Source organism: Natrinema sp. LN54 (assembly GCF_052439245.1).
Classification (GTDB): Archaea; Halobacteriota; Halobacteria; order Halobacteriales; family Natrialbaceae; genus Natrinema; species Natrinema versiforme_A.
Genome location: NZ_JBQVRP010000002.1, coordinates 451,979 through 478,104, shown reverse-complemented (window position 1 = coordinate 478,104; position 26,126 = coordinate 451,979). Strand labels below are relative to the sequence as shown.

Annotated in this window: 29 protein-coding genes and 1 pseudogene; 19 read left to right on the top strand and 11 right to left on the bottom strand. The window is 66.1% G+C overall.

Translation table 11 applies throughout. From position 1 onward, the window contains the following. Position 1 precedes the first annotated feature (1 nt). Positions 2-1,906: a 2-oxoacid:acceptor oxidoreductase subunit alpha gene (locus ACT4ML_RS07590; protein ID WP_444720313.1), complete on the bottom strand. Its 1,905-nt coding sequence runs from the start codon at positions 1,904-1,906 to the stop codon at positions 2-4. A gap of 240 nt (positions 1,907-2,146) precedes the next feature. After that, positions 2,147-2,923, bottom strand: coding sequence for a PHP domain-containing protein (locus tag ACT4ML_RS07585; RefSeq protein WP_444720312.1), 777 nt, complete (start codon positions 2,921-2,923; stop codon positions 2,147-2,149). A 201-nt stretch (positions 2,924-3,124) separates the two neighbouring features. Between ACT4ML_RS07585 and ACT4ML_RS07580 the strand changes: the two genes are divergently transcribed. The 3 genes from ACT4ML_RS07580 to ACT4ML_RS07570 all read left to right on the top strand — a co-directional run bounded on the left by ACT4ML_RS07580 (position 3,125) and on the right by ACT4ML_RS07570 (position 5,060). Continuing rightward, the gene (locus tag ACT4ML_RS07580; RefSeq protein WP_444720311.1) at positions 3,125-3,781 is read left to right on the top strand and encodes a lactate utilization protein; all 657 of its coding nucleotides are present in this window, start codon (positions 3,125-3,127) and stop codon (positions 3,779-3,781) included. A 192-nt stretch (positions 3,782-3,973) separates the two neighbouring features. Continuing rightward, positions 3,974-4,633 carry a helix-turn-helix domain-containing protein gene (locus tag ACT4ML_RS07575; RefSeq protein ID WP_444720310.1) on the top strand — a complete coding sequence of 220 codons (660 nt, stop codon included), beginning with the start codon at positions 3,974-3,976 and terminating at the stop codon, positions 4,631-4,633. Between the two features lie 67 nt (positions 4,634-4,700). Next, complete coding sequence (locus ACT4ML_RS07570) at positions 4,701-5,060, top strand: DUF7344 domain-containing protein (protein WP_444720309.1); 360 nt, start codon at positions 4,701-4,703, stop codon at positions 5,058-5,060. A gap of 150 nt (positions 5,061-5,210) precedes the next feature. Here the strand turns inward: ACT4ML_RS07570 and aroC are convergent, their stop codons facing one another. Continuing rightward, on the bottom strand, positions 5,211-6,362 hold the full coding sequence (gene aroC / locus ACT4ML_RS07565; protein WP_444720308.1) for a chorismate synthase: 1,152 nt from the start codon (positions 6,360-6,362) through the stop codon (positions 5,211-5,213). A gap of 279 nt (positions 6,363-6,641) precedes the next feature. On the opposite strand from aroC, the gene ACT4ML_RS07560 reads away from it, so the two are divergent. Next, positions 6,642-7,814, top strand: a complete 1,173-nt coding sequence (locus tag ACT4ML_RS07560) for an MFS transporter (protein WP_444720307.1) — start codon at positions 6,642-6,644, stop codon at positions 7,812-7,814. A 173-nt stretch (positions 7,815-7,987) separates the two neighbouring features. Further along, complete coding sequence (locus ACT4ML_RS07555) at positions 7,988-8,563, top strand: DoxX family membrane protein (protein ID WP_444720306.1); 576 nt, start codon at positions 7,988-7,990, stop codon at positions 8,561-8,563. A 279-nt stretch (positions 8,564-8,842) separates the two neighbouring features. Here ACT4ML_RS07555 and ACT4ML_RS07550 read toward each other — a convergent pair whose 3' ends face one another. Next, entirely contained in the window at positions 8,843-9,985 is a 1,143-nt protein-coding gene (locus tag ACT4ML_RS07550) for a thiolase family protein (RefSeq protein WP_444720305.1), read from the bottom strand. A gap of 314 nt (positions 9,986-10,299) precedes the next feature. Here ACT4ML_RS07550 and ACT4ML_RS07545 point away from each other — a divergent pair, with 314 nt between their 5' ends. After that, positions 10,300-11,280: a hypothetical protein gene (locus ACT4ML_RS07545; protein WP_444720304.1), complete on the top strand. Its 981-nt coding sequence runs from the start codon at positions 10,300-10,302 to the stop codon at positions 11,278-11,280. Between the two features lies 1 nt (position 11,281). Here the strand turns inward: ACT4ML_RS07545 and aroA are convergent, their stop codons facing one another. Further along, on the bottom strand, positions 11,282-12,586 hold the full coding sequence (gene aroA, locus ACT4ML_RS07540; protein ID WP_444720303.1) for a 3-phosphoshikimate 1-carboxyvinyltransferase: 1,305 nt from the start codon (positions 12,584-12,586) through the stop codon (positions 11,282-11,284). A gap of 155 nt (positions 12,587-12,741) precedes the next feature. Then, positions 12,742-13,881, bottom strand: a complete 1,140-nt coding sequence (locus tag ACT4ML_RS07535) for a LolA family protein (protein ID WP_444720302.1) — start codon at positions 13,879-13,881, stop codon at positions 12,742-12,744. Between the two features lie 100 nt (positions 13,882-13,981). On the opposite strand from ACT4ML_RS07535, the gene ACT4ML_RS07530 reads away from it, so the two are divergent. Continuing rightward, a complete protein-coding gene (locus ACT4ML_RS07530) occupies positions 13,982-15,178 on the top strand; it encodes a M24 family metallopeptidase (protein WP_444720301.1) in 1,197 nt (398 codons plus the stop codon). Between the two features lie 61 nt (positions 15,179-15,239). Here the strand turns inward: ACT4ML_RS07530 and ACT4ML_RS07525 are convergent, their stop codons facing one another. The 4 genes from ACT4ML_RS07525 to ACT4ML_RS07510 form a co-directional block, all read right to left on the bottom strand. After that, entirely contained in the window at positions 15,240-15,662 is a 423-nt protein-coding gene (locus tag ACT4ML_RS07525; protein ID WP_444720300.1) for a sterol desaturase, read from the bottom strand. Between the two features lie 112 nt (positions 15,663-15,774). Beyond that, positions 15,775-16,791, bottom strand: coding sequence for an aldo/keto reductase (locus ACT4ML_RS07520; RefSeq protein ID WP_444720299.1), 1,017 nt, complete (start codon positions 16,789-16,791; stop codon positions 15,775-15,777). A gap of 58 nt (positions 16,792-16,849) precedes the next feature. Next, positions 16,850-17,026: a hypothetical protein gene (locus ACT4ML_RS07515; RefSeq protein WP_444720298.1), complete on the bottom strand. Its 177-nt coding sequence runs from the start codon at positions 17,024-17,026 to the stop codon at positions 16,850-16,852. Further along, entirely contained in the window at positions 17,026-17,979 is a 954-nt protein-coding gene (locus tag ACT4ML_RS07510; protein WP_444720297.1) for a TIGR03557 family F420-dependent LLM class oxidoreductase, read from the bottom strand. Before ACT4ML_RS07510 ends, ACT4ML_RS07515 begins: the two co-directional genes overlap by 1 nt. Positions 17,980-18,248: 269 nt before the next feature. Between ACT4ML_RS07510 and ACT4ML_RS07505 the strand changes: the two genes are divergently transcribed. The 5 genes from ACT4ML_RS07505 (at position 18,249) to ACT4ML_RS07485 (ending at position 22,278) form a co-directional block, all read left to right on the top strand. Continuing rightward, on the top strand, positions 18,249-19,235 hold the full coding sequence (locus tag ACT4ML_RS07505) for an ABC transporter ATP-binding protein (protein WP_444720296.1): 987 nt from the start codon (positions 18,249-18,251) through the stop codon (positions 19,233-19,235). Beyond that, entirely contained in the window at positions 19,232-20,005 is a 774-nt protein-coding gene (locus ACT4ML_RS07500) for an ABC transporter permease (RefSeq protein ID WP_444720295.1), read from the top strand. Before ACT4ML_RS07505 ends, ACT4ML_RS07500 begins: the two co-directional genes overlap by 4 nt. A 90-nt stretch (positions 20,006-20,095) precedes the next feature. Beyond that, positions 20,096-21,463 carry a tRNA pseudouridine(13) synthase TruD gene (truD, locus tag ACT4ML_RS07495; RefSeq protein ID WP_444720294.1) on the top strand — a complete coding sequence of 456 codons (1,368 nt, stop codon included), beginning with the start codon at positions 20,096-20,098 and terminating at the stop codon, positions 21,461-21,463. Positions 21,464-21,606: 143 nt separating this feature from the next. Continuing rightward, positions 21,607-21,903 (top strand): hypothetical protein, encoded by a 297-nt coding sequence (locus ACT4ML_RS07490; RefSeq protein ID WP_444720293.1) that lies wholly within the window; start codon positions 21,607-21,609, stop codon positions 21,901-21,903. 72 nt (positions 21,904-21,975) lie between these two features. Further along, positions 21,976-22,278 carry a hypothetical protein gene (locus tag ACT4ML_RS07485; protein ID WP_444720292.1) on the top strand — a complete coding sequence of 101 codons (303 nt, stop codon included), beginning with the start codon at positions 21,976-21,978 and terminating at the stop codon, positions 22,276-22,278. 21 nt (positions 22,279-22,299) lie between these two features. On the opposite strand, the pseudogene ACT4ML_RS07480 reads toward ACT4ML_RS07485, so the two are convergent. Continuing rightward, positions 22,300-22,817: pseudogene (locus ACT4ML_RS07480) on the bottom strand (hypothetical protein). Positions 22,818-22,937: 120 nt separating this feature from the next. Between ACT4ML_RS07480 and surE the strand changes: the two are divergent. The 7 genes from surE to ACT4ML_RS07445 all read left to right on the top strand — a co-directional run bounded on the left by surE (position 22,938) and on the right by ACT4ML_RS07445 (position 26,061). After that, a complete protein-coding gene (gene surE / locus ACT4ML_RS07475) occupies positions 22,938-23,777 on the top strand; it encodes a 5'/3'-nucleotidase SurE (RefSeq protein WP_444720291.1) in 840 nt (279 codons plus the stop codon). A 143-nt stretch (positions 23,778-23,920) separates the two neighbouring features. After that, positions 23,921-24,046 carry a hypothetical protein gene (locus tag ACT4ML_RS07470; RefSeq protein ID WP_444720290.1) on the top strand — a complete coding sequence of 42 codons (126 nt, stop codon included), beginning with the start codon at positions 23,921-23,923 and terminating at the stop codon, positions 24,044-24,046. Between the two features lie 132 nt (positions 24,047-24,178). Beyond that, entirely contained in the window at positions 24,179-24,928 is a 750-nt protein-coding gene (locus ACT4ML_RS07465; RefSeq protein ID WP_444720289.1) for a DUF2103 domain-containing protein, read from the top strand. 152 nt (positions 24,929-25,080) lie between these two features. Then, a complete protein-coding gene (locus ACT4ML_RS07460; RefSeq protein ID WP_444720288.1) occupies positions 25,081-25,287 on the top strand; it encodes a hypothetical protein in 207 nt (68 codons plus the stop codon). A gap of 83 nt (positions 25,288-25,370) precedes the next feature. Beyond that, a complete protein-coding gene (locus ACT4ML_RS07455) occupies positions 25,371-25,634 on the top strand; it encodes a hypothetical protein (RefSeq protein WP_006429482.1) in 264 nt (87 codons plus the stop codon). A 19-nt stretch (positions 25,635-25,653) separates the two neighbouring features. Next, a complete protein-coding gene (locus tag ACT4ML_RS07450; protein ID WP_006181151.1) occupies positions 25,654-25,788 on the top strand; it encodes a DNA-directed RNA polymerase subunit P in 135 nt (44 codons plus the stop codon). A gap of 6 nt (positions 25,789-25,794) precedes the next feature. Next, on the top strand, positions 25,795-26,061 hold the full coding sequence (locus tag ACT4ML_RS07445; RefSeq protein ID WP_444720287.1) for a KEOPS complex subunit Pcc1: 267 nt from the start codon (positions 25,795-25,797) through the stop codon (positions 26,059-26,061). Positions 26,062-26,126 lie beyond the last annotated feature (65 nt).

Genomic DNA, 26,126 nt, shown 5'->3' with positions numbered 1-26,126 from the left:
TTCAGTCACCTGCAGCGGGTTCGATTCGTACCTGTGCGGTCGGTTCGCGGTCCTCGTCGGCGAGGTTGACTTCGTAGCCCTCGACGATCTCGGCGGGCTCGAAGGGGTTGCCGTTGTACTTCAGCAGGCTGGTCAGCTTCTCGCCGAAGCGACCCAGTTCCTTCTGGAGCAGTCCGCGGAACTGCGCGGTGGCGTTCATCTCGACGACCATCGCCTCGTCGACACTCTCGAGGAATTCGGTCACCTCCTGCTCGGGGAACGGCATCATATCGGAGACGCTGAGCCCCTTGACGGAGTGGCCGTTCTCGTTGAGTCGCTCGATGGCCTCCTCGACGGCACCCTGACTCGAGCCCCACGTGATAATCCCGTAGTCGGCCGTCTCGTCGCCGAAGTAGGTCTGCGTGGACTCGCGTTCCTCGTCGAGTTCCCGACGGATCGACTCGAGCTTCTCGAGGCGACGATCCATCTGGAAGACGCGGTTGTCGGGGTCCTCGCTGATGTGGCCGACGGGCGAGTGCTCGTTACCGGTCGCGAGGTATCGACCGCCCTTCTGGCCGGGCAGCGACCGCGGGCTGACGCCGTTCTCGGCGTCCTCGTGGTTGAACCGCTTGAACTTCCCGGAGTTGTCGTGTGCGGCCTCCCGGAGTTCGTCCTCGGTCAGCGTCGACCCCAGATCCGGCTTGGGCTCGCGGTCGAAGAACTCGACGTCGACGTTGGTGTTCTCCCCGGAGAGCTTCTGGTCGTAGATGATGATCGCCGGGATCTGGTAGTCCCACGCGATCTCGAAGGCGAGTCTGGTCTGTTCGTAGGCCTCCTCGATGTTGCCCGGCGCGAAGACGACGCGCTGGGAGTCGCCCTGACTCGTGTAGAGGACGTGCTCTAAGTCGGCCTGTTCGGGCTTGGTCGGCATCCCGGTCGAGGGACCGGCGCGCATGGCCTCGATGAGGACCAGCGGCGTCTCGGTCATCTCGGCGAGGCCGAGCGGTTCGCTCATCAGGGCGAATCCGCCGCCCGAGGAGCCGGACATGGCCTTGACGCCGGCGTGACTCGCGCCCACTGCGAGCGCGGCCGCGGCGATCTCGTCTTCGACCTGCTCGGAGACGCCGCCCATGTCGGGGAAGTTCTGGCTGAGGATGGTGAACACGTCCGTCCACGGCGTCATCGGGTAGCCGGCGATGAACCGACAACCGGCGTCGATCGCGCCGTAGGCGATCGCGTTCGAGCCCGACAGCAGCGCCTGCTCGGTCTCGTGGGAGCCTTCGGGGACACGGAGGTCGTGCTCGAAGTCGTACTCCTCCGTGACGATATCGTAGGCCTCGTGGAGAATCTCGAGGTTCGACTCGAGGATGTCCCCGCCCATGGCGTCCGACATCAGGTCCTCGATGTGCTCGAGATCCATCTCGAGCAGCGCCGCGGTGACACCCACACCGGCGGTGTTTCGCATGACCTCGCGGCCGTGATCGCGGGCGAGCGACCGAAGGTCCATCGGGAAGACGTGCCAATCGTTCTCTTCGGCGCGTTCCTCGAGATTGATCGCCTCGACGTCTTCCTCGCTGACGAGACCCTCGTCGTAGACGATGATCCCGCCCTCGCGGAGGTCGTCTAGGTTCTCCGAGAGGGGTTTGATCTCTTCGTTTCCGTAGTAGGCTTCTTCCTGTGGGTTACGAGCGAAGGAGTCGCCCAGCGCGAGCAGGAAGTTGTAGCCGTCGCCACGTGACTGTACCTCGCGGTCCGCGGCTCGGATCTCGACGTAGGTGTGGCCACCGCGAATCCGCGACGGATAGTGGCGGTGTGTAAATACGTCGAGCCCCGAGCGCATCAGCGCCTTGGCAAAGTTCTGGCTCGTCGAGTCGATTCCGTCCCCGGAACCGCCCGCGATTCGCCAGATGAGTTCGTCGCTGCTCATAGGTGGATCAGTGGCCGATGGGCCAACCGTACCCGGATTTTCGTCCTACCGTACCTAAAGCCTTTGCTATAGATTACCAAGGAACTTTCGTGAAGAATGGACAGCCATTGAAGAATATGTATGAAAGATCATTACTATACTCGGGCCTCGAGCGTATAATTGTCCACATTCGTTCGGGGAACGGAAGTCGCGTTTGCAGCCATTGAACTGCTACGACGTGTTCGGCCGTTTTTTCGGTCGCTACTCGAGGCCGGCGGGTTCGACCGGCTCGAGTCCGGTCTCCGCGACGAAGTCGTCGAGGAAGTCGGCGCGGTCGGGAATCTCGCTCGGGTGGTGTGAGTCGGTGCCGACGGTCACGGCTACGTCGTGTTCGCGGAGGACGGTGAGAAATCGCTCGGAGGGGTGGACGATCTCGGCGTCGGTCAGCGCCCGGCCGGCGTTGATCTCGGGGACCGTTCGGGAGTCGGCGAACGCCCGCGCCACCTCCCGGTACTGCGCCTCCGTCGCCCGCCCCCGCAACGGCGGCGTCCGCTCGAGCAGGTCGACGTGAGCCGCGATGTCGAACAGTTCGGACTCGACGAGCGCGATCAGCGTCTCGAAGTACTCGTCCGTGACCGCGTCGCGTTCGTCGTCGGACATCGCCGCGAAGTTCGACGCGACTTGGACGTTGTTCCCGCCGATCCCGTGGACGCTCCCGATCGCGTAGTCGAAGTCCGCCTCGTCGAGAAACGCATCGATCGCGTCCTCGTCGCGGGGATCGTAGTCCATCTCGACCGCGTCGTAGATCTCGAGGTCGAACTCCTCGCGGAGCCGCTCGATCCCCCGTCGCCGGCGCTCGTAGGTGAGATCGAGGTTGAAGCCGTAGAGGCTACGCATCGATTCGGGTCCCGCGCGCGAGGCCACGTTACAGTGGTCGGCGAAGCCGACGCCCTCGAGCCCGGCCGCCTCGGCGGCGCGCACCATCCCCCTGAGAAAGTCGCCGTCCGAGTAGTTCGAGTGGACGTGAAAATCGCGCATACGCCGTCGACCACGGAGGGTCGGTTAGTAGTTTCGCTCGCGGAACACGTTTCGAACGAGCGGTGAACCGCCGCCTTACCCTGTCTGACAGCATACATATTCGATACTCGAGGGGAGTAACACCGGGGTAATCACCTAACACCGGTATCCGCGAGCGCTTAAGTCCGATACGTCCCCATTCAAGGATACGGATACATTCAAATGTCACAGCAGAAATCCGATTACGTAGACGACGCCGAGATCGACGCGACGCTCGACGAACTCCCGACCGACGAGGCCGTCGCAGAGGCCGTCGAAAACCTCGAGGAAAACGGCTTCGACGTCGTCGTCGCCGACTCGGCCGAGGAAGCCCTCGAAGCGATCCAGTCGCAGATCCCCGCCGGCGTGTCGGTGATGAACGGCCACTCCACGACGCTCGAGGAGATCGGCTTCGCCGACTACCTCTCCGAGGGCGACCACGAGTGGGAGAGTCTGGCCGACGAAATCTGGAGCATCGACGACGACGCGGAGCGCCAAGCCGCGCGGCGAGCGTCACAGACCGCCGACTACTTCCTCGGCGGCATCAACGCGATTGCCCAGACCGGCGAACTCGTCGCCGCCGACCGCTCGGGCAGCCGGATCGGCGCGTACCCCTTCGCCGCGAGCAACGTCGTCATCGTCAGCGGCGTCAACAAGATCGTGCCGACGCTCGACGACGCGCTCGAGCGCCTCGAGTCGGTGGCCTACCCCCTCGAGAACGAACGCGCACAGGAGGCCTACGGCGTCGATTCGGCCATCGCCAAGGAACTCATCTTCCGACAGGAACTCGAGGAGGGGCGCACGACCGTCGTGCTCGTCCGCGAGCAGCTGGGATATTAACGAGCCGGTCCGTCGGACAGGGTCTCTGCAGTGCGGAGACACCACCTGACACAGCGCTCTCTCTTGAATTTTACCGATCAGGACAGCGGGAAGAGATATCGGATCGGGTCCGGAGACGAAACGCGAATCGGTTCGTGACGCGGTGCGTGGCTCCGCGGTGATATTTACCCTCGGGACGCCATGAAGCGGACGATGGCTACGGAGGCTTCCTTTACGGTACCGTCCGACGAGTTCCCGCTGGGGACAGTGTTCAAGCGACTGCCGGACGTGTCGATCGAACTGGAGCGGATCATCCCCGCTCGAGACGTGGTGATCCCCTACTTCTGGGTTCGGGGAACCACGATCGACGACATCGAGGGGGCGTTCTCGGAGCATCCGGGCGTGAAGCGAATCCAGTTCATCGACTCCGTCGAAGACGAGAACCTGTTGCGCGTCGAGTGGGCGTTGGACTACGACGACGTGTTAACCACGCTGACGGAGACGGAGATCGCGCTCATCGAAGCCGTCGGCACGAACGAGCAGTGGACGTTCGATATTCGTGGCGACACTCGTTCCGATATCGCTGATTTTCAATCGCGGTGTCGCGAGGTGGGCATCCCGATCGCGCTCACGGAACTGCACGCGCTCACGCCGATCGAGACGGCTACCGAGGCGGCCCTCACCGACGCCCAACAGGAAGCGCTGGTCCTCGCCTACGAGCGCGGCTACTTCGAATCCCCGCGCGAGACGACGATGGAAGAACTCGGCGACGACCTCGGCATCTCACAGCAGGCCGTCGCGTCCAGACTCCGGCGCGGGATCAAGCGTACCCTCGGGAAGACGCTCTCCGACGTGTCGGCTCCCTCTCGATAGTGGTCTTAAAAGCGTGTTGAATACTCAAAAGTGAGGATAATCCGCGACGCCATTCTGAACCCGTGTAATGACCGAGGACCCCATCGCGTTCGACGCCGTGCTCGACCTGTGTAGGGACAAGCATCGTCGCATCATCCTCGCAGTGCTCGCGGAAGAGCGGCGTTCGTTGACGGTGAACGACCTCAGGAAAACGATTCTCTCCTGTGACCATCATCTGCCAGTCACCGAAACGTCCGAAGCGACGCTAACGGAAATCGAGCGCTCGCTACACCACACGCACATTCCGAAGTTGGAATCGGCAGGGGTCATCGACTACGATTCGGACCGGCAACTCGTGGAGCCGACGGACCAGTTCGACCGGCTACAGCCCCACCTCTCTGCGATTCTCGATATCGATCCGACGCTCGAGGACCCGATCGAGCTGTGAGTTCGGCCGGACGGCTCGCTGTTGACGACGTCGCGATGGGGAGCCGACGAATCGGGGAAGACGGATCGATCAGTTCGCTCTCGTCTGCGTTCGAGCCAATGTACCGTCTCCGTCCGCGAAACGGACTCGAGTGGGTATCCGGCCGGCGAACTACTCGTTGTTCGGGTTGCTCGGGTGGTAGTCCGTGTCGTATTCCCCGGGCTGGTCGTCGACGCGGTCGGGGTTGATCCGGCCGCTGAGGAGCATGAAGTCGACCAGCGTCAGCGCGAGCATCGCCTCGACGACGGGGACGCCGCGGGGCGGGAGGACGGGATCGTGGCGGCCGATGACCTTCTCCTCTTTGAGTTCGCCCGTCTCCCAGTCGGCGGTCTGCTGGGACTTGGGAATCGAGGTCGGCGCGTGCAGCGTCACTTCGCCGTAGATCGGCTCGCCGCTCGAGATCCCGCCCTGAATCCCGCCGTGGTCGTTCTCGACGGGGGTCGGGTCGCCGTTCTCGTCAAACTCCCAGTCGTCGTTGCGCTCCTTGCCGGTCCACTCCGCCGCCTCGGTTCCGAGACCGAACTCGAAGGCCGTCGTCGCCGGCACCGCCATCATGGCCTGTCCGAGCCGCGCGGACAGCGAGTCGAAGCGGGGCGCGCCGAGGCCGACGGGGACACCCTGCGCTTCGAAGTAGATGCTCCCGCCGATGGAGTCGCCCTCCTCTTGGTACTCCGCGATCCGCTCTTGCATCGCCTCGGCCGTCTCGGGGTGGGCACAGCGGACGTCGTTCTCTTCGGAGTGCTCCTTGATCTGCTCGAAACTCACGTCGGGGGCCTCGATATCGCCGATCTGGTTGACGTGGGCCTTGAGTTCGATTCCCTCCCGTGCGAGGATCTTTTTCGCGATCGCGCCCGCGGCGACCCAGTTGACGGTCTCGCGAGCCGACGAGCGACCGCCGCCGCCCCAGTTGCGCGTGCCGAATTTGGCCGAGTAGGTGAAGTCGCCGTGGCTCGGCCGCGGCGCGGTGATGAAAGGTTCGTACTTGCCCGAGCGGGCGTCCTTGTTCTGGATGACCAGCCCGATCGGCGTCCCCGTCGTGTAACCGTCCTGGATCCCCGATTTGATCGAGACGTCGTCGGGTTCGCCGCGGCTGGTCGTGATCATCGACTGGCCCGGCTTTCGCCGGTCGAGATCCGCCTGAATGTCCTCTTCGGAGAGCTCGAGGCCGGCGGGACAGCCCGAGACGGTACAGCCCATCGCCTCCCCGTGGCTCTCGCCGAACGTGGTCACCTGAAAGAGGCGACCGAAGCGGTTGCCGTTCATTACCACGTCGTCGGAGGCGGGGCCACTTAGCGGTGCAGGGTTCGAACGCGGTCCGATCCCGCGTTGTCGCTCGAGCGACCACTCGAGGTGGAGCCGGCTGCCCATCTCGTCCGTCGCCGTCGCGTCCGAACGGTTTCGCGACCGTCCTCGAGCGTGAAAGAGACCGAATATATCAATGAACGATGCCGGATACACTACCGGACTGCACTTTGGTACCCCCGGACACTCCGGTGTCACCACGCTTATACGGCTCACCGCGAAAGTCCGCGGGTAGAACCAATGCGCTGGCAGTACCGGACGACGGTGCTCGTGCTCTGTCTGCTCGCCTTCTTCGTCACCTACTTCGCGCGGATGGCGATCAGTCCGGTCATCCCGTTCATCGTCGCGGATTTCGACGTCTCGAACGCGGAAATCGGGCTCGCGCTGACGGGGATGTGGCTCGCCTACGGCCTCTCGCAGTTCCCGAGCGGCGTCCTCAGCGACCGGTACGGCGAGAAACCGGTCATCCTCGTCGCCGTCGGCGGTACCGTGGTCGCGAGCGTCTTGCTCGCGTTCTCGCCGATTTTCGCCGCGTTCGTCGTGCTCGCGATCCTTCTCGGCTTAGTCGCTGGCCTGCACTACGCCGTCGCGACGACGCTGCTCTCGCGGACGTACGACGAACTCGGCCGCGCGGTCGGGATCCACTCGATGGGCGGCCCGCTGGCCGGGCTGGTCGCGCCCGTCGCGGCGGCGTGGGTTGGGTCCCGGTTCGGCTGGCGGCCGGCGCTCGCGCTCACCGTCGCGGTCGGCGTTCCGGTCTTCGCGCTGTTCGCGTGGCGTATCCGCCCGACCGAGCCGCGGCGGCCGGACCAACCGATGCGCGACCGGTTCGAGGTCGCGGCGCTGTTCGACCTCGTCTCGCGGCCCGCGGTCGCGTTCACGCTCGCGATCGCCATGCTCGGGACGTTCATCGTCCAGGGACTGCTCACGTTCCTCCCGACCTTCTTCGTCCAGCACCGCGGCTACTCGGCGACGGTCGCCGGGACGGCCTTCTCCGCGTTTTTCGTCGTGCGCACCGTCGGCCAGTTCCTGCTGGGCGACCTCTCCGACCGATACGGGCGCGACCTCGCGATCGGCGGCTCGATGTTCGCCGGGACGATCGGCCTCTTCGGGCTGGTCGCCGCGCAATCGCAGGTCGTCGTCGGCGTCGCCGTCCTGCTGGCTGGCCTCGGCTCGAGTTTCTTCGCGGCGCTCGATCCGCGATTCCTCGACCAGTTCGGCGACGCCGAACGCGGTGCCGGGTTCGGGCTCGTCAGGACGTGTTACACCGTCGTCGGCTCCGCCGGCTCCGTCGGCGTCGGGCTGCTGGCCGACCTGTTCGGCTGGGGACCGTCCTTTCTCGTCCTCGGCGGACTGTTCGCGATCACCGTCTGCTCGCTCGCCGTGAACCGGGCGTTCGGTCTCGGCTACTGACCGCGCGTCGGCGCGAGGAGGCCACGCGATCCGTCTCCGAGCGGCCGCCCCGCCGTTCGTCTCGCGACTGCGTGTGATCGGTATAACTTACAGAAAACTATGCTAACACGTATCCATATGATTATATATGCCCTGCGGTCCTTCTAGGTAGTAGGAAGTTTTCTTCCGCCAGCATGACTACATCCACCATCTCCCCAGACTCGCACAACACGTTCGAAAGCACCGTTCGCGGCTACACGGTCGGCGGTCGCGCCCACAGCCTCTCGGCGTGGTTCGTCCTCTCGCTCCGGCTCATGATGGGCTACGCGTTCGCGTACTCCGGGTTCACGAAACTCGTCGCGGCCGAGCCGTTCAGCGCCGGCGGCTACGTAGCGAACGTCGCGGCGACCAACGGCAACCCCCTCGCGAGCGTCTTCGCATGGATGGGGTCGACCCCGTGGGTCGTCGAGTTCGCGAACGTCGCCGTTCCGTGGGGCGAACTCCTCATCGGTCTCGGGCTCCTCGTCGGCGCGTTCGTCCGCCTCGCGGCGTTCTTCGGCGCGTTCATGATGCTCATGTTCTACTTCGGGAACTGGGACATGGCCCACGGGTTCATCAACGGGGACTTCGCGTACATGCTCGTCTTCCTCGCCGTCGCCGCCTTCGGTGCCGGCCGGATTCTGGGCCTCGACGCCCGACTCGAGACCTACGACCTCGGCGGCGAAACGCTCCTCGAGCGCTACCCGCGCCTCGAGTACATCCTGGGATAGGAAGTCTCTTTTCTCGGCTCGTCGCTCCGACCCCGTTTCAGCCGCTGCTCGCGGCCGGCCACCGTGGACAAAACGATCCAAAAAGGCTACTCCAACGCCTCAGGGCAGTTCGAACTCGATCGCCGCACCCTGACGCGACCACCTTTTATCTCGCTCGTCGCTTCGCTCACGGGTCGCTTTGCTCCCCGTTCGCGTCTGCAGTTCTCGTTCACTTCGTTCGCTTCGAACTGCACCCTCCTCGCTCGCAAAATCTGGACCAAAAAGCCCAGACTAATCGCCTCAGGGCAGTTCGAACTCGATCGCCGCACCCTGTCCGAAGCCGACGCACTCGGTCGCGATGCCGCGGTCGACGCCCTGCCGATTCATTTCGTGCACCAGCGTCACCGGCAGTCGCGCGCCCGAACACCCCAGCGGGTGGCCGATGGCGATCGCGCCGCCGTTGACGTTGAGCCGGTCGTCCGGAATCCCGAGTTCGCGCTGGGAGTACAGCGTCTGGCTGGCGAACGCCTCATTGATCTCCACGAGCCCGTAGTCGTCGATCTCGCGGCCGGCGCGCTCGAGCAGCCCCTCCGTCGCCGGCACCGGGCCGACGCCCATGATCGTCGGGTCGACGCCGGCGACGTAGCTGGTCCCGACTTCGGCGAGGACCTCGAGGTCGTTGTCGTCGGCGAAGTCGCGGCTGGTGAGCATGACGCCGGCCGCGCCGTCGGCGATCTGGGAGGCGTTGCCGGGCGTGACGGTGCCGTCCTCCTTGAATACCGTCGGCAGTTCGGCGAGTTTCTCGGGGGTCGTGCCGGGGCGGAGGCCCTCGTCCTCGTCGTGGACGCCGTCGTCGGTTTCGATCGGGACGATTTCGTCGTCGAATTTGCCTTCCTCGGTGGCCTCGACAGCGCGCTGCTGGCTGCGAGCGCCGTACTCGTCCTGTTCCTCGCGGCTGATATCGTACTCCTCGGCGACCTTCTCGGCGGTCATCCCCATCTGGAGGTTCTGCATCCCGTACTTCTCGTCGAGTTTCGGATACATCTCGCCGCTGTCGGCCGCGCCCATCTTGACGCGGCTCATGCTCTCGACGCCGCCGGCGATGACCGCGTCGTGGCGGCCCGCGGCGATCGAGTCCGCGGCGCTGATGATCGCCTGCGCGGAGGAGGCACACTGGCGGTCGATGGTCGTCGCCGGAACCGACTCGCCGAGGTCCGAGAAGAGCGCGATCTGTCGTGCGATGTTCGTCCGCTGCTCCGAGCGCTGCTGGGCACAGCCCCACATCAGGTCGTCGACGCCCTCGCCCTCGACGCCCGTCTCGGCGAGCATCTCGTCGACCAGCGGGATCGAGAGGTCTTCGCTGCGAATATCCGCGAGCGCACCGTCTTCTCTCCCCTGTGCCGTTCTAACAGCGCTAACGATTACTGGTGTATTATCTGCCATTGTATGACATCATTGTTCGTGTCGTAAATAGCTATCTCTGCCGGAAAGCGATCGGTGCAATCAGCGAAGAATGGAAATCTCGAGAAACGCCAGTCGTACCGCTCGAGCGAAACAGCCAGTTCCTCGAGCAGTCCGAAGATTTCGAAGACCGGGATACCGACGGAGTCGAGGCCCTCGATCGGCGTCTTCCGTCGCCGACGGACCGCGAGCGTGAGGGCGAGATGCCGAGCCGTCAGTGGTGAACGTTGCCACTACTTTCCGTTCTGAATATATTGTATCACAGAACTTATTGCATAGATTACCAGTCTAGTACTATGGTTCGCCGCCGCCAGATTCTGCTCACGACACTCGCCGCCGGAGCGACCGGTATCGCGGGCTGTACGAACGACGATACCTCCGACGACAGTACCGACCCCACCGACGAACAGGACGACGAACCGAGCAACGACGGAACCCCGACGGATCTCGAACGTCGAGGTGACGGTATCTACGAGGTCGATATCGGCGCGATCAGCGACGGGCAGGTACAGTTCCACGAGGGCGGGGTCACAGAGGGGTCAGTGGTGTACGTTGCCCCGATCAGGATCGAGTGGATGTACGGTCACCTCCGGGACGCCGATGTCCCAGAGTCGTTCGAGATCGACCCGGTCCTCAACACGACCGACGACGCGGAGAACCTCTTTGTGGCCCCGGTCTACGACGCCGACGCCGGGAACTGGACGATCAACGCCTACGCCGACGAGACCTACTACGAGACATGGGAGAACCACCAGATCCACCTCGGGAAGTTCATGGGGGCCGTCGACGACCGGGAGATCGAGGAACACGACGCGGCGTTCACCGAACACCACGACGGCGTCTACCGAGCGAGCGTCGATTTCGGTCCGACGCCGGGCGATTCCGAGGATCCCCGCATGGTTCACGTCTCGAACATGACCGTCGAAGCGGCCGATAGCGACGACACGGGCCCCGAAGTGGGCGGCTACCTGAACCCGAACGTCATCGACCGCGACCCGCCCGAGGTTCCGAACGTCGAGTTCTCGTTCGAGTACGACGACGCGGCCCAGCGAGTCACGATCACTCACGAGAGCGGTGAGACGCTCGACGGTGAGTCGACGTGGACCGTCCTCGGCGGCGATCCCACCGACAAGCAGTTCTCCGGCGAAATCGCACCCGGCGATCAGCTCACCGTCACAGTGACGGACGCGAGCCCGGGTGACGTACTCATGATCGCCTGGACCGGTCCCGAAACGGACGACGGAATTCCGCTCGGTAGCGTCGAGATTCCGGAGTGAGCTACCGTCCGTCGTCGCGCTCGAGGGCGACGCCTAACTCCTCGAGCACGCCGAAGAAGCCGGGGAACGAGACGTCGACGTGGTCGGCACCCTCGATGGTCGTCTCGCCGTCGGCCGCGAGCCCGGCGAGTGCGAGCGCCATGATGATCCGGTGATCGTCGCGCCCGAAGACGGTCGCTCCCTCGAGGACCGAGTCGCCGCCGTGAACCGTCAGCGAATCCCGCTCTTCGGTCGTCTCGACGCCCATTTCCCCGAGTTCCGCGGCCATCGCACTCACGCGGTCGGTCTCCTTGTAGCGGACGTGCTCGGCGTTCGTAATGTGCGTCTCACCGTCCGCGACCGCACCCAGCGTCGCGATCGTCGGCAGCAGGTCGGGCGTGTCCTCGACGTCGACCTCGATGCCGGAGAGCGGGGCCGCCGAGACGTCGATCGTCCCCTCGTCGCGGTCCCAGTCCACGTCGGCACCCATTCGCTCGACGATGTCGACGATGGCGCTGTCGCCCTGCGCACTGGGGTGTGCGCCCTCGATGCGGACGCCGTCGCCGTCGTCGCCGGCGATCGCACCCGCCGCGAGCGGGTACGAGATCGACGAGAAGTCACCGGGAACCGCGTACTCGCCGCCGGCGGGCGCGTACGATTGCCCGCCGTCGACGGCGAACCCGGTCTCCGTCTGTCGGGCCTCGACGCCGAAGTCCGCGAGCACCTCGAGCGTGATGTCGACGTAGGGCGCGGACTTGAGTTCCGTCTCGAGGTCGATCGCGATCCCCTCGTCGGTGACCGCGCCGGCCATGAGCAGGGCGGTGATGTACTGCGAGGACACGTCGCCGGGGATCGACACCTCGCCGCCCGCGAGGGGGCCGGTGACGACCAGCGGGGCCTGCCCGTTCCCGCGGGTGCTCTCGGCGGCGGCGTCGAGGTCGGAAAGCGCCTCGAGCAGCGGGCCCTGCGGTCGCGAGCGCAGGGACTCGTCGCCGGTCAGGACCGTGGTCCCGTCGGCCAGCGCCGCCGCGGCGGTGACGAGTCGCATGGTCGTCCCGCTGTTCGCACAGTCGATGACGTCCGCCGGCACGTCGGGGCGGCCGCCGAAGCCGTCGACCGCGAGCGTGCCGTCCGCGGCCCGGTCGACGTCGCCGCCGAACAGTTCGACCGCGCGAGCGGTCGCCTGCGTGTCCGCGCTCCAGAGGGCGTCGCGGACGGTCGCGCCGTCGGCGTAGCCCGCGGCGAGGATCGCCCGGTGGGTGTAGCTCTTCGAGGGCGGTGCCCGCGCCGTGCCGGCGACGCTCGAGGGCGTGATCGTGACGTTCATGCTCGCTCTGTGGAGTGGCCGCCCCTTACCGATACCGATCCCAGCAGTATCGACTCGAGGCGAGCGATCCGGGCACGGATTCGGTCAGAGCGCGTCTGTGTCCGTCGATCGGAGGGCGAATGGAAGAATCCGATTTAGGCGAAAACGACGCCGAGTTACGGACAGCCGATCGAGGCCGCGATCTCCCGCAGCGGGTCGTCCGCGACCAGACTCGAGACTTCGTAGCTCACGTCGCCACAGTCCCAGAAGATGCTCTGAATCCGGCCGTCCCGGTAGTAGGCCGTTCGGCCGTCGATCTCGATCTCCTCGAGGAGGGTCGGTTTGAATCGCGGTTCCTCGCGGACGACGACGAAGAGTTCGCGGGCGACGACGTTCGGATCGTCGTACCACAGCGTCGTCGTCGTGCCGCCGTACTCGTCGGCCCGCTCGACGACGGTGATTCGATCGGAGAGGTACGCGTCGGGAACGTCCGAGTCCGGCAGGTCGTACGGGACCGCGTCCTCGGCGTTCTCGACCGAGCGGAAGATCCCCGCCGGCTCCGACCCGTCGGTGACGACGTCGGCGTCGGCCGGCGGCTGATAGGTGAACGTTTTCGGCTTCAGTCCCTCGTCGATCGCGAGGTCCTCGTACGTGACGGTCAGACTGTAGCGCGTCTCCTCGCCGTCGCTGACCTCGTTTCGCTCCTTGACCGGATACCGGTACTCGTCGTCGATCCAGACCGTCCGCGAGACGTCTAGCTCCTCGAGATCGCCCGGCGACAGCGGAACGGCGTACGTCGTGTCCCCGACGACGAGATCGATCCGCCGCCCCGTCTCGTCGAGCGGCGGCCGCGTTTCGATGATGTGGGCGTCGCGTCCGTCGACGGTCGCCGTCCCGCCGTAGCCGAGCCGATAGTCCGCGAGGAGGGTCTCGAGTACCTGCAGCGTGCGGTCGGCGTCGACCTTGGTCCCGTGAAACTGGACGTCCACCATGTCCGTCTCCGGGTTGTACTCCCACGTGACCTCCCGGTTGGTCACGATGACCGAGTCGGCCGGTACGTCCGGATCGGTCGACTCGAGGACCTCGATCCGCTGGTTGGCCGGCGGCTTCCGGGCGACCCGCTCCGTGCGCTCGACGGTCTCGTCCGGCGTTTCGACCGTCACGGTTCGTCGGGCCTCGAGGTCGGTCATGTGACGGCGCGTCTCGATCGCGTCCCGGACGAAATCAGCACTCGAGGGGGAGTCGTCGGCCGGCGAACTGACACAGCCGGCGAGCGCGATTGTGGCTCCCGCTGCCAGAATCCGACGACGGTTCATACGCGGTGATTACCACCTCTATTGATAAGTTTGTGGATTCGAATCGATCCGAACGGCTGGGATCCACGGGATTATGTACGCCGACGTTACAGATTCGCACATGAACGTCGATGTCGACCTCTCCGCGCTTCGCGAGTATTTCGAGGCCGAAAGCGTAGACGGCTATCTCATCGATGACGACGCCTCGGACTCCGACCAGCGGTACGTCTCCGGCTTTACCGCCCCGGACCCCTACCAGACGCTGGTGACCCGAGACGGCGTCCACCTGCTCGTCTCCGGCCTCGAGTACGGGCGGGCGAGCGCGGACGCGAACGCCGATTCGGTCACCCGGCGGGCGGCGTACGACTACCAGCGGCTGGTCGCCGAACACGGCCAGTACGAGGGGAAGATCCGCACGCTCGCCGCCTTTCTCGAGGACCACGACGTCGAATCGATCGCGGTCCCGCGGAACTTTCCGACGGGGACCGCGGACGGTCTGCGGGAGTTCGGTCTCGGCGTGACGGTCGAACGGGAGGGGATCATCGCGACCATCCGCGCGACGAAAACCGATTGGGAGGTCGACCAGATCCGGGCGAGCCAGCGGGCCAACGAGGCCGCGATGGCGAGAGCCGAGGAACTGATCGCGACCGCCGATATCGAGGACGGGGTTCTCGTTCGCGACGGCGAGCCACTCACCAGCGAGCGAGTAACGGAGGAGATCGAGGTCACCCTGCTCCGCAACGGCTGTGGGTTAGACGAGACCATCGTCGCCTGCGGAGCCGACGGCGCGGACCCCCACGACCGCGGCAGCGGCCCGCTCGAGCCCGACTCACCCATCGTGATCGACATCTTCCCGCGGGACAAGGAGACGGGCTACTTCGCGGACATGACCCGAACGTTCGCCCGCGGCGACCCCGGCGAGGAAGCCCGCCGGCGCTACGAGGTCACTCGCGACGCGTACGAGGCCGCCCTCGAGACCGTCGCAGCGGGCGTCACCGGTGCCGCAGTCCACGACGCGGCCTGTGACGTGATCGAAGACGCGGGCTACGAGACCCTGCGGAGCGATCCGAACACCGAGACCGGATTTATCCACAGCACGGGCCACGGCGTCGGCCTCGACATCCACGAGGAGCCGAGCGTCTCGCCCGCCGGCGGCGACCTCGAGCCGGGTCACGTGATCTCGATCGAACCCGGCATCTACGATCCCGCGGTCGGCGGCGTCCGCATCGAGGACCTCGTGGTCGTCACCGAGGACGGCTACGAGAACCTGACCGACTATCGGATCGGGCTCGAGCCGACGGCCGACGGGGAACGGTAGACTGCCGCGGGTTCGGTGATGTATCGGTTCGGACCGGAATGTCGTCTCTGACACTGCGGCGTCAGTCGTCGTCCGCCGAATACGACGTGCCGGCGTTCGAGGAAGCGCCGGTCGATGAGTCTTCGACCCGTTCTAGCACGGCGATCGTCCCCGCGGCGTACGCGACTACGCCGGCACCCGTGACGAGGAACCCGAGTCCGAGCCGTAGCTCCTCGGAAATCGGGAGCGCCGGACTCACCCCCGTGAGAGCGGCGAGGGTAACGAGTCCGACGCTGAGCCCCGTCCACCGTTTATCGGCCCACGTTTCGCCCGTGGCGTATGCCGGATACAGACGGCCGATGCGGAAGGTGAGTCCGAGCCCGCAGGCCCAGCACAGCCCGGCTACGAGCGCGAGGCTGGCGTATCCGCTGAGCCAGTAGATCCCGGCCCCGATTCCGCCTCCGAGCAAGAGAGCGATGAGGGTGTGTCGACGGGCGCGTTGCATAGTGGCGGAAACGTTCGACTGTCAGATAAATGTAATCGAATATACGTTATTGGCACTCGCTGTGACCCTCGCTTCGGGTACCGAAATGGAGTCGAGCCACGACGATCCTGAGTCAGCGATAGCCGCCGTCGTCTGCCCCGCGAGCGGCGTCGATCCGCTCGAACTGCTCGTCGCTCAACTCGAGGTCGACCGCGCCGACGTTCTCTTCGAGTTGCTCGGGCGTCCGCGCGCCGACGATCGGCACGCAGGTAAACCGGTCTTGCTCCATGAGCCACCGCAGCGAGACCTGTGCGGGTGTGGCGTCGATTTCGTCGGCAACGGTCTCAACGGCCTCGAGGACGTCCCACGCGGTGTCGCTCGTGTAGCGGTCCTCGAACAGATCGGTGAGACTGCCGCGAGCGCCGTCGGGTGCGATGACGGTTCCGTCGTCGGCCCGCTCGTACTTTCCGGTGAGGAAGCCGCCGGCCAGCGGCGAGTACGGACAGACGGCGATGTCCTGATCGTCACAGACGTCGAGGTAATCGCCCACGTCGTCCGTATCGGCCGCGTTGAACATCGGCTGAGTCACGTCGAAGCGCTCGAGCCCCTCAACGTCGCTCTCCCATAGCGCCTTGGTGAGCTTCCAGGCGGCCATGCTCGAGGCCCCCAGATAGTGGACCTTCCCCTCCCGGACGAGTTCGGTCAGCGTCTGCATGGTCTCCCGGATCGGCGTGGTCTCGTCCCAGCGGTGGATGTAGTACAGGTCGAGGTAGTCGGTACCCAGTCGCTCGAGGGTGCCCTCGATCTGGGCGCGGATGTGCTTGCGCCCGAGCCCGGAGTCGTTCGGACCGGGCTCGCCGCGACCGTCGAACGGGAAGTAGACCTTCGAGGCGAGGACGAGGTCCTCGCGGTGGTGGCCCCGATCCTCGAGCCACTCGCCGATCCACTCCTCGCTGGTGCCGTTCGGATCGCCGTAGACGTTCGCGGTGTCGATGAAGTTGATGCCGCGATCCCAGGCGGTGTCGAGCAGTTCGTGGGCCTCCTCGCGGTCAGTTTCGACGGTGCCGTCGCTCTCCTTTCCGAAGCGCCACGTGCCGAAGCAAAGTTTCGAGACCGTCGTACCCGTATCGCCGAGCGTGGTGTACTCCATGGGCACAGGTTCGTCCGCGGGGTGCAAAACGGATGGGGAAGCGGCGAGCGAGCGACGGTCACTCGAGCGCGGTGACGATTCGTCGAACGCGGACGCGATGGGACCGCGAGCGGTCCTCTCGTCGTTCCGAAATGATCCGCTCGAGTTCGGTCGCTGTCTCGTCGGTCAGGGTGCCGTAGTACTCCTCGAGTCCGGTCACGTCTCCGTGTTTGGGTTGGAACAGGAAAACGCTCACTAGAACGACGGCAGTACCTCCTCCTCGTAGAACTCGATCGCCTTCTCCTGTTCCTCGCCGATCTGGTGGAAGTAGACGTGATCGTAGCCGGCGTCGATCGCCTGCTCGATGCTGTCGATGTGTGCCTGCGGGTCCGGCTCGGTGGCCGTGCCGGCCTCGGCGATGTCCTCTTTCTCGACCATCTGGGCGGCCTGTTCGAAGTGGGCCGGCGTCGGGAGTTCCTGCCCGAGTTCGCCCGAAATCGAGCCGTTTGGCCACTGCTCGTAGATCGTCTCGATCGCCTCCTCCTCGCTGTCTGCGTAGCAGCCGTGGAGTTGGGTGTACTTCGGCCCCTCGCCGCCGGCCTCCTCGTAGGCCTCGACCGGCTCCGATTTGGGGCCGGAACACCAGAGCCCGTCGGCGGTCTCGGCGACCCACTGGGCCGTCTGTGGGCCGAACGCGCTCCCGATCGTCGTCGGCTGCTCGTCGGGAACCGTGTAGAGCCGCGCGTTCTCGACCGTGTAGTACTCGCCGTGGTGGCTCGTCGTCTCGCCTGTCCAGAGCGACCGCATCACGTCCATCGCCTCGTCTAACATCTCGAGGCGAACGTCGTGTTCGGGCCAGCGCTCGCCGGTGACGTGCTCGTTCAGGTTCTCGCCGGTGCCGACGCCGAACGTGAAGCGATCGCCGAGCATCTCGTCGACGGTGGCGACCGCGTGGGCGACGTTGACCGGATGGATCCGAATCGTCGGGCAGGTGACGCCGACGCCGACCTCGATGTCGTCGGTCGCGGTCGCGATCCCGCCCAGCGTCGACCAGACGAACGGTGACTCGCCCTGCGCGGAGATCCACGGATGGAAGTGATCCGAAATCGAGAGGAAATCGAAGCCGGCGTCCTCCGCCTTGCGGGCGATATCGACCAGTTCCTGCGGACCGAACTCCTCGCTCGAGAGGGTGTATCCGAGTTTGACCATTCTCGGCTCGCTACCACGAACTGACCGGTAACGGTTGAGCCTGCGAGGGCAAGAGTGCGGGCGCGGTTCGGAGATGCGCAGTTCGGAACGAGCGAAGCGAGTGAGAACCGCGATGCGAACGGTAACACCGTAAGCGAACGAAGTGAGTGAGAACCGCGATGCGAACGGCGACGCCGTGAGCGAGATCCGTGTTCGAACGTGGACGACACCGTCCGTGAGCCCTTGCGAGAATCGAACCCCTTACCCGCGATGCGCGGGAACCGCCCCGTATGGAAGCCGTAGTCGACGCGACGGACCTCGAGAAGCGCTACGGCGAGACGACGGCGCTCGCGGGGGCGTCGCTGTCCGTCGAGGCCGGCGAGGTCTTCGCGCTGATCGGCCCGAACGGGGCCGGCAAGACGACGCTCGTCCGCGCGCTGACGGGAACGACCGATCCGGACGACGGAACGGCACGAATTCTCGGCGAGACGCCGTCGGCCGTCGACCGCGACCGGCTCGGCGTGTTGCCACAGGAGTTCTCGCCGCCGGCCCGGCTCAGCGCGCGCGAACTGCTGGCCTATTACGCGGGCCTCTACGACGACGCGCGGGATCCCGCCGACGTCCTCGCGGATGTCGGCCTCGTCGACGCCGGCGAGACGTGGTACGAGGATCTCTCGGGCGGCCAGCAGCGGCGGGCCTGCGTCGGCTCCACGCTGGTCAACGACCCCGACCTGCTCTTCCTTGACGAGCCGACGACCGGCATCGACCCCGCCGGTCGCCGCACCGTCTGGCGGCTGATCGAGGACCTCGCCGACGCCGGGACGACCGTCGTCCTGACCACCCACGACATGGCCGAGGCCGAACGCCTCGCCGACCGCGTCGGCCTGCTCGCCGACGGACGCCTCGTCGCGCAGGGAACCCCCGAGTCGCTCGTCCGCGACCACGGCGGCTCGAGCCGGCTCACGGTCGAGACGGCCGCCGATCCGGACGCCTTCGCAGACCTCGAGTACCCGGTCGAACGCCCGGACCGCGGCCGGGGCCGCAATCCGGAGAAGGCGGTCGTCGTCCGCGACATCGACCCCGCCGCCATCGGGGCGGTGGTCGACTACCTCGAGGCGCGAGACATCGAGTACACCGAACTCTCGTGGGCCGAACCCGACCTCGAGGACGTCTATCTCTCCCTCGCCGATACGGCCGAACGCGAGCGGACCGATCGTCTCGAGGGCGAGCGCGGAGCCGACGGCTCCGATCTCGCACACGCGGGTGAGACGGCATGAGCCGGATGGGCCGTGTCGGCGCCGAGACGAGCGCCGGCTGGCGGTCGTTCGTCCGACGCCGGACGGCGGTCTTTTTCACCTTCTTCTTCCCGGTGATCCTGATCGTCATCTTCGGGGCGCTCATTCGGACCGATCCGACCGGAGAGGGGCTGTTCACGGAGCCGGCGGCGTACTACGTGCCGGGGTATCTCGCCGTCGTCGTCCTCTTTACGCCCCTGTCGCGGATGGGCAGCGAGGTCGCGCGCCACCGCGAGGGCAGCCGCTTCGAGAAGCTCGCGACGACGCCGCTTTCCCGTGGCGAGTGGTTGCTCGCCCAGATCGTCGTCAACGCCGTCATCATCGGGCTGGCGAGCCTGCTCATCCTCGGGTTAGTGATCGCGCTGACCGGCGCGGAGATCGCGTTCTCGCCGCTGCTGGTGCCGTACGTCCTCGTCGGCGTCGTTTGCTTCTGTAGCGTCGGCGCGATGCTCGGCAGCTTCACCGACTCACAGGACGGCGCGGTCGCCGCCAGCAACGCGATCGGCCTCCCGCTGCTCTTCCTCTCGGAGACGTTCATCTCGCTGTCCCAACTGCCCGGCTGGTTCGAGCCGCTGGTGAACCTCTCGCCGCTGACCTACTTCGCGCGGGGCGTGCGGGCCGCGACCTACGCCGACGCGGGGACGCCCGCGGTCGCCGGCGTCGACCCCGCGCTCGCGAACCTCGGGATTCTCGCCGTTCTCGCAGTCATCGCGTTCGCGATCGGCGCGTGGTCGATTCCGCGGACGGACTGACTGCGGGGCCGAGACGAATCGACAGCGAACGATTCTCCGCCGCGAGAACGAACCGATTTACGCCCGGCACTCGAATCGCCGCCAACCAGTATGCGCTCAGCCCACCCTACGGAGCAGGCCGTCGGCATGGACCACTACGTCAGCGAGACCGACGGCGTCGGCGGTCGCCTGCGCGAGGACGACGCGGACTTCCGGGTGCGCGAACTCGAGCGCTTCGACACCGAACCCGTCGACGCGCCGACGGACGCCTACCCCCACCTCGTCTTCCGAGCGACGCTGCGCGGGTGGGACACCAACGATTTCGCCTCGCGGCTCTCGGACGCGCTCGGCATCTCCCGCGAGCGGGTCAACTGGGCCGGCACGAAGGACAAGTACGCCGTGACCACCCAGCTGTTTTCGGTCTACGGAGCCGATCCCGCGGACCTGCCGGAAATCGACGGCGTCGAGCTCGAGGTGCTGGGCCGCGCGGGGCGAAACCTCGAGTTCGGCGACCTCGCGGGCAACGCGTTCGAACTCGTCGTCACCGACCCCGAACAGCCCGACAACGCCGCGGCGATCACCGACGAACTGCGCGCGTTCGGTGGGCTCGAGAGCGGCAGTGGCGGTGGTGAGAGCAGCGATTCCGCGACATCGATCGGCGTCCCCAACTTCTTCGGCCAGCAGCGCTTCGGGAGCCGCCGGCCGGTGACCCATAAAGTAGGCCTCGCGATCGCCCGCGACGACTGGGAGGGCGCGGTGATGGCCTACCTCGGGAACCCGACGGACGCCGAACCCGAGGGAACGCAGGAAGCCAGAGCGTTCGTCGAGGAGACGAGGAACTGGCAGGAGGCCCTCGAGCAGGTGCCACACCGCCTGCGCTACGAGCGCTCGATGATCCACGCGCTCGCCGAGTACGACGGCGAGCCCGGCCCCGAGCAGTTCAGAGCGGCCCTCGAGCGGGTGCCCTCGAACCTCCAGCGGCTGTTCGTCCACGCGGCCCAGTCCTACGCGTTCAACCTGATGCTCTCCGAGCGCTTAGAGCGCGGGCTCCCTTTCGATCGCCCCGTCGCGGGCGACGTGGTCTGTTTCTCGGACACCGACGCTCCCGACGGGCTCGCACTGCCCGACACCGATCGGCTCCAGCGCGTCGACGAGCGCCGGGTCGACTCGGTGACTCGCCACTGCGAGCGCGGCCGGGCGTTCGTCACCGCGCCGCTGGTCGGCACCGAGACCGAACTCGCCGACGGCGAGCAGGGCGAAATCGAGCGCAGCGTTCTCGACGACCTCGGTCTCGAGCCCGCGGACTTCGACCTTCCCGGCGAGTTCAATTCGACCGGAACCCGGCGAGCCGTGCTCCTCCGGACGGATCTGGCCCTCGAGACCGAGCCGCTGACCCTCGAGTTCGCGCTGCCGAAGGGGTCGTACGCGACGGTCGTCCTGCGGGAGTACCTGAAAGTCGATCCGGTCGACCTCGGCTGAGCGAGTCCGCCGACGCCGGGTCCCGCTGACTGACGCTGACTCGAGCGGCGACACGACACAATCTTTAGGTCGTTGTCACGAGTATCGACGCGACGAATGGACACCGCGACTCACCGCGCGCCGAACCGCGTACCTTCTCGAGCATGATCGGCACGACCGGAGACCGCGAGATCGTCGACTGGCGGAAGATCACCGAGGACGGGGAGACCGTCTACGAGATCGAGTACGACGGGCCCGCGCCGGAGTTGACGGGCCGGTCGAAGTCGCTGTTCGGCGCGAGCAGCGGCGGGACGGTTCCGGCCGGCGAGCAGTACTACCAGCTTCCGGACGGCGAACAGATCGCCGCGACCGAGGCGGCGTTCGAGGCCGACGGAACCACGCTGCGGGTCCGCCGCCAGCGATCGATCGTCGCACGTCTGCGGCGGTACCTGCCGTGGTAACGGTTTCGGATCAGTATTGTTAACTCACTGTCGGGTGTCCCGGAATTTATGTTCGAGCTATTCTCGATATTCATGTCGGTACTGTACGTCGTACAGGGGTTACTGGGCCTCTCCGAACAGCGACTCTACACCGACACGCAGCGAGCGCGCGCACCGCTGCTCTCGAGGGGCCACCGCCTCATTTCGATCGCGGTCACCGTCGTCGGCGTCGCCAGCGCGTTCTGGGTTCGCCTGAGCGGACTCCCGACGATCTGGTATCCGACGATCCTCTCGTGTGGACTGTTCGTCCAGATCGTCGTTCAGGGACGGATGTACCGGGCAATGGGCGTCCCGCACAGTCCGGTGATCGACCGCGTTTCGGCGCGCCTGCACTGAGCTCCCTCGAGTCCGCCCGCATCAGAGATAGGTTCGGAGTATCGCGCCGAAGCCGGCGGCTCCGAGACAGATCGCGAGGAGGCCGCCGATCCCGGTCACCGCGAGCGCCCCGCTGATACACGCAGCGACCACTAGCGGCTTCAACCAGCCGTCGTTACGACCGACCAGTCGGTCGGCGATGGCGAGGGAGGCGATCGCGCCACCGATCGCCCACACCAGATACGCGACGACGATGAGCGGAACTGCGAGCAGGATGCCGATGATCGTGATGGCCAGGAGCAGTATCACCAGTCCGAGCGCGAGCAGCGAGACGATCCCGTACGCGAAGGTTCCGACCGGGTCCTCGAGCACGTCCGCCATCATCCGCTCGGTGAAGTCGGGGGCGACGGCGACCAGAATAGCGCCGACGACCAGCGTGGACAGGAACACGCCGATCGCGCCGCCGAGAAGTCCGTTCGTCGTCCCGATATCGAGTTGACGCCGGGGTCGGTCTGTGCGAGTAGCGAGGCGATCTGTGGCCAGTAGTCGAATCCGATCATGCATCCCGTAGGAGCGACGAGTACGTAAACCGAACTGTCACGGAGCCCGCGGACAGTCGGGACCGAACCCGCGGGGGACCGAACTGATACGTAGCTCGCCCGCCACCGGACGAACAGGCAATGGAACTGGATTCGGACCCCCACATTCTCCTGACGAACGACGACGGAATCGATGCGCCCGGCATCCGAGCGTTACACGACGCGCTCTCGGCGGTCGGCACGGTCACGGTCGTCGCGCCCGACCGAAACCGGAGCGCGGTCGGCCGGTCGCTGTCCTACGGCCGGACGCGGTCGGCCGACAACGACGACCTCTCGCTGGATCTCGAGGCCGACTCGTTTACCTCGCTGGTCCCGCACGTAGACCACGACCTCGGCTACGCCGTCGACGGCACCCCCTGTGATTGTGCCATCGTCGGGGTCAAGGCCCTCGAGCCGACCCCCGACATCGTCGTCTCGGGCTGTAACTCGGGGGCGAACCTCGGGACCTACGTGTTCTCTCGATCGGGGACCGTCAGCGCCGCCATGGAGGCGGCCTTTCTCGGCACCCCGTCGATCGCCGTCTCGATGGACACGCTCGGCCACGACGGCGACCTCGAGCCGGCGGACTTCGAACGCGCGGGCGAGATCGCCGCGAAACTGGTCGACGGCACGCCGGGAACCGGACTGTTCGACCGCGTAGACTACCTGAACGTCAACGTGCCGCGACCGGACTGCGAGCCGAACGGCGTCGAACTGACTCGGCCGACCGACGTCTACGAGATGGACGCGACGTTCGAGAACGGCCGGTTTCAGCTGACCAACCGGCTCTGGCAGCAGATGGCGAACCGGGACATTCCCGACCCCGACGACACCGATCGGCACGCCCTGCTCGAGGAGCAGGTGTCGGTCTCGCCGCTCAGAGTGCCCTACGAGGTCGTCGACACGGAGCCGGTTCGGACCGTTCTCACCGATATTCTGTAGCCGCTGACCGTCTCGAACGCGGTTCTCTCGAGAACCCTACTAATGTAAACAGCCTCGAGCGGGCCGAGTTCGAACTCCGAGACCCCGAGACGGGCGAGGCGATCGACGCGGCGACGGCGGCTCTCGGCGGTGACAGCGAGACCGTGACCCGGACGCTGCGCGCTCGAGGGAGCGAACAACTCGCGACGTATCGGATCGCCGTCACCGCTATCGACGCGGACGGAAACGCCGGGAGCGACGAGACGACCGTGAGCGGGAGCGGGCCGTAGCTCGGACCCAGCGGGGATTCGACCGTTCTCCCGGAACCGCCGGATTCCGGCCCGTTCGTCCGGTGAAACGCAGCCGAACCTCGTCTCCGACGAAAACAGGCCTGTTTTACCTGTGTCGCCCGATGCCTCGATATGGAGTGTCGTCACTGCGCATCGCCGCTCGAGAAACCCGGTGACTTCTGTCTGGTCTGTCGGGAGGCCAACACCGAGGCGATCGTCCTCGAGGCGGCACGCGACAGGGCGACCATCACGATGCTCGCCGGCGAGCCCGACGAGCCGGGCGAGCGAGACGCCGACGAACAGGTTCTCGGGGAGACGACGATCACGACGACGCCGGAGGACGGCGAGAACGAGCCGATCGAACTCCGGAACTTCGCGGGGCTGATCGGCGACGAGATCCGGCGGAAACGCCCGGAAGAGGTCTACGCCGGCGGCGTGCGAGCGGTGATTCGCGCCGTTCGCGAGGACGTCCACCACCCGTTCTACCGCGTCGACGACGACGAACCCGTCGCGGCGGTCCTCGAGCGCCGCGGGAACCGCGCGCTCGACGTGGTCGAGACGCCGCCGGCCGAGAAGATCAGCGGCAGTCACTCGACGCTCATCGGCGGCCGGACGGGAATGCGGGCCATTCACACCGTCGCGGATCACCCCCACGTCAAGAAGGTGATTCCGGGCCCCATCGACGCCGGCGGCAAGGGCTCCCAATCCGGCATGCGCGCGAAGGTGACCCGCGCCGACGACGGCGGCAACGTTCGCATGCTCCTGCGGGACGGCTCGAGCGTGCAGGAAAACCGCGTCGTGACGACCGCTCGCGACCGTGAAATGGGCGAGCGGATTCGCGAGGATCTCAACGACGTGCTCGCGGACGCGGAGTTCCAGTAGTCGCTCGTCGCAGTCGCGGACTGCTAGCCGTCGATGTCGATTCCGCAGTCGGGAGACTCTCGAGGCAAATATTGTGCCGAATCGATGGAAGTGTCAGTTGCTGCTGGTTGTCCGAGCCTTATCGGGACGGCCGTAATTAGATATAATTAGCCATGCTCGAGCGACCGGACGCCGTCCTGACCCTGATTCCGCTGTTGGCGACGAGCGGTCTCGCGGTCCGCACGCTCCTCGCGGCCCCGAGTATCGGCCCGGGACTGCTTACCGCGCCGCTTGCGATCGCCGGGTATCTCGCCGCGCTCGCGCTCGTCTTTCTAGAACTGCTGGCGTGGCCGGTCGCCGAGCGAATCGGCGGGTCGTGATCTGGGCCGACCGACGAAGCGCCGTCCGAGAGCCGTCACGACTCAACAGGTTTAAGAATCCGCTGGCGATAGTGAGGACTACTATGGCCAAGAAAGGACAGGTCGGTAGCGCTGGCCGCTTCGGCGCCCGCTACGGCCGCGTCGCACGACGTCGCGTCAGCGAGATCGAGGACGACATGGAAAACGCCGAAGTCGACGGCGACGACGTCACCCGCGTCGGCACCGGCATCTGGAAGAACGAGGAGACCGGCGAGGTCTTCACCGGCGGCGCGTACCGCCCGGAGACCCCCGCCGGCCGCACCGTCCAGCGCTCCATCCGCGCTGCCCTCGCAGAGGACGACGAATAACGCGTCATTCAGGTCCCGCATGAGTTACAAATGCTCTCGCTGTAAACGCGACGTCCAGCTCGACGAGTACGGCGGCGTCCGCTGTCCCTACTGCGGCCACCGCGTGCTTCTGAAAGAACGCAGCCGCGATGTCAAGGAAGTCGACGTCCAGTAACTGCGCGTGTCTTCTCACGACGCGACCCTCGAGTTCGACTACGAGACCGCGTCGCGCGCCGAACTCGTCGCCGAGAGCGTCGCCCGCGAAATCGGCGAGATCGACGACGAGCGCTCGCGGACGACCATCGAACGGGAGGGTGCCCGCGTTCGCATCGAGATCGACGCCGACGACGTAATCGCGCTTCGAGCGGCGCTGAACACGTGGTTTTCGCTGATCGACGTGGCGGAACGGACCGCTGACGTGGGCACAGCCGTTCTCGAGTCCCAATAGATCGTGGCTCTCCGTCCGGTGACTCTGGCCCCAGTAGATGATCCCATCTCGAGCGACTGCGTCGA

Coding starts and splice junctions, on each gene's coding strand:
- ACT4ML_RS07590 (WP_444720313.1), bottom strand. CDS start 1,906: ATGAGCAGCGACGAACTCATCTGGCGAATCGCGGGCGGTTCCGGGGAC.
- ACT4ML_RS07585 (WP_444720312.1), bottom strand. CDS start 2,923: ATGCGCGATTTTCACGTCCACTCGAACTACTCGGACGGCGACTTTCTC.
- ACT4ML_RS07580 (WP_444720311.1), top strand. CDS start 3,125: ATGTCACAGCAGAAATCCGATTACGTAGACGACGCCGAGATCGACGCG.
- ACT4ML_RS07575 (WP_444720310.1), top strand. CDS start 3,974: ATGGCTACGGAGGCTTCCTTTACGGTACCGTCCGACGAGTTCCCGCTG.
- ACT4ML_RS07570 (WP_444720309.1), top strand. CDS start 4,701: ATGACCGAGGACCCCATCGCGTTCGACGCCGTGCTCGACCTGTGTAGG.
- aroC (WP_444720308.1), bottom strand. CDS start 6,362: ATGAACGGCAACCGCTTCGGTCGCCTCTTTCAGGTGACCACGTTCGGC.
- ACT4ML_RS07560 (WP_444720307.1), top strand. CDS start 6,642: ATGCGCTGGCAGTACCGGACGACGGTGCTCGTGCTCTGTCTGCTCGCC.
- ACT4ML_RS07555 (WP_444720306.1), top strand. CDS start 7,988: ATGACTACATCCACCATCTCCCCAGACTCGCACAACACGTTCGAAAGC.
- ACT4ML_RS07550 (WP_444720305.1), bottom strand. CDS start 9,985: ATGGCAGATAATACACCAGTAATCGTTAGCGCTGTTAGAACGGCACAG.
- ACT4ML_RS07545 (WP_444720304.1), top strand. CDS start 10,300: ATGGTTCGCCGCCGCCAGATTCTGCTCACGACACTCGCCGCCGGAGCG.
- aroA (WP_444720303.1), bottom strand. CDS start 12,586: ATGAACGTCACGATCACGCCCTCGAGCGTCGCCGGCACGGCGCGGGCA.
- ACT4ML_RS07535 (WP_444720302.1), bottom strand. CDS start 13,881: ATGAACCGTCGTCGGATTCTGGCAGCGGGAGCCACAATCGCGCTCGCC.
- ACT4ML_RS07530 (WP_444720301.1), top strand. CDS start 13,982: ATGAACGTCGATGTCGACCTCTCCGCGCTTCGCGAGTATTTCGAGGCC.
- ACT4ML_RS07525 (WP_444720300.1), bottom strand. CDS start 15,662: ATGCAACGCGCCCGTCGACACACCCTCATCGCTCTCTTGCTCGGAGGC.
- ACT4ML_RS07520 (WP_444720299.1), bottom strand. CDS start 16,791: ATGGAGTACACCACGCTCGGCGATACGGGTACGACGGTCTCGAAACTT.
- ACT4ML_RS07510 (WP_444720297.1), bottom strand. CDS start 17,979: ATGGTCAAACTCGGATACACCCTCTCGAGCGAGGAGTTCGGTCCGCAG.
- ACT4ML_RS07505 (WP_444720296.1), top strand. CDS start 18,249: ATGGAAGCCGTAGTCGACGCGACGGACCTCGAGAAGCGCTACGGCGAG.
- ACT4ML_RS07500 (WP_444720295.1), top strand. CDS start 19,232: ATGAGCCGGATGGGCCGTGTCGGCGCCGAGACGAGCGCCGGCTGGCGG.
- truD (WP_444720294.1), top strand. CDS start 20,096: ATGCGCTCAGCCCACCCTACGGAGCAGGCCGTCGGCATGGACCACTAC.
- ACT4ML_RS07490 (WP_444720293.1), top strand. CDS start 21,607: ATGATCGGCACGACCGGAGACCGCGAGATCGTCGACTGGCGGAAGATC.
- ACT4ML_RS07485 (WP_444720292.1), top strand. CDS start 21,976: ATGTCGGTACTGTACGTCGTACAGGGGTTACTGGGCCTCTCCGAACAG.
- surE (WP_444720291.1), top strand. CDS start 22,938: ATGGAACTGGATTCGGACCCCCACATTCTCCTGACGAACGACGACGGA.
- ACT4ML_RS07465 (WP_444720289.1), top strand. CDS start 24,179: ATGGAGTGTCGTCACTGCGCATCGCCGCTCGAGAAACCCGGTGACTTC.
- ACT4ML_RS07460 (WP_444720288.1), top strand. CDS start 25,081: ATGCTCGAGCGACCGGACGCCGTCCTGACCCTGATTCCGCTGTTGGCG.
- ACT4ML_RS07455 (WP_006429482.1), top strand. CDS start 25,371: ATGGCCAAGAAAGGACAGGTCGGTAGCGCTGGCCGCTTCGGCGCCCGC.
- ACT4ML_RS07450 (WP_006181151.1), top strand. CDS start 25,654: ATGAGTTACAAATGCTCTCGCTGTAAACGCGACGTCCAGCTCGACGAG.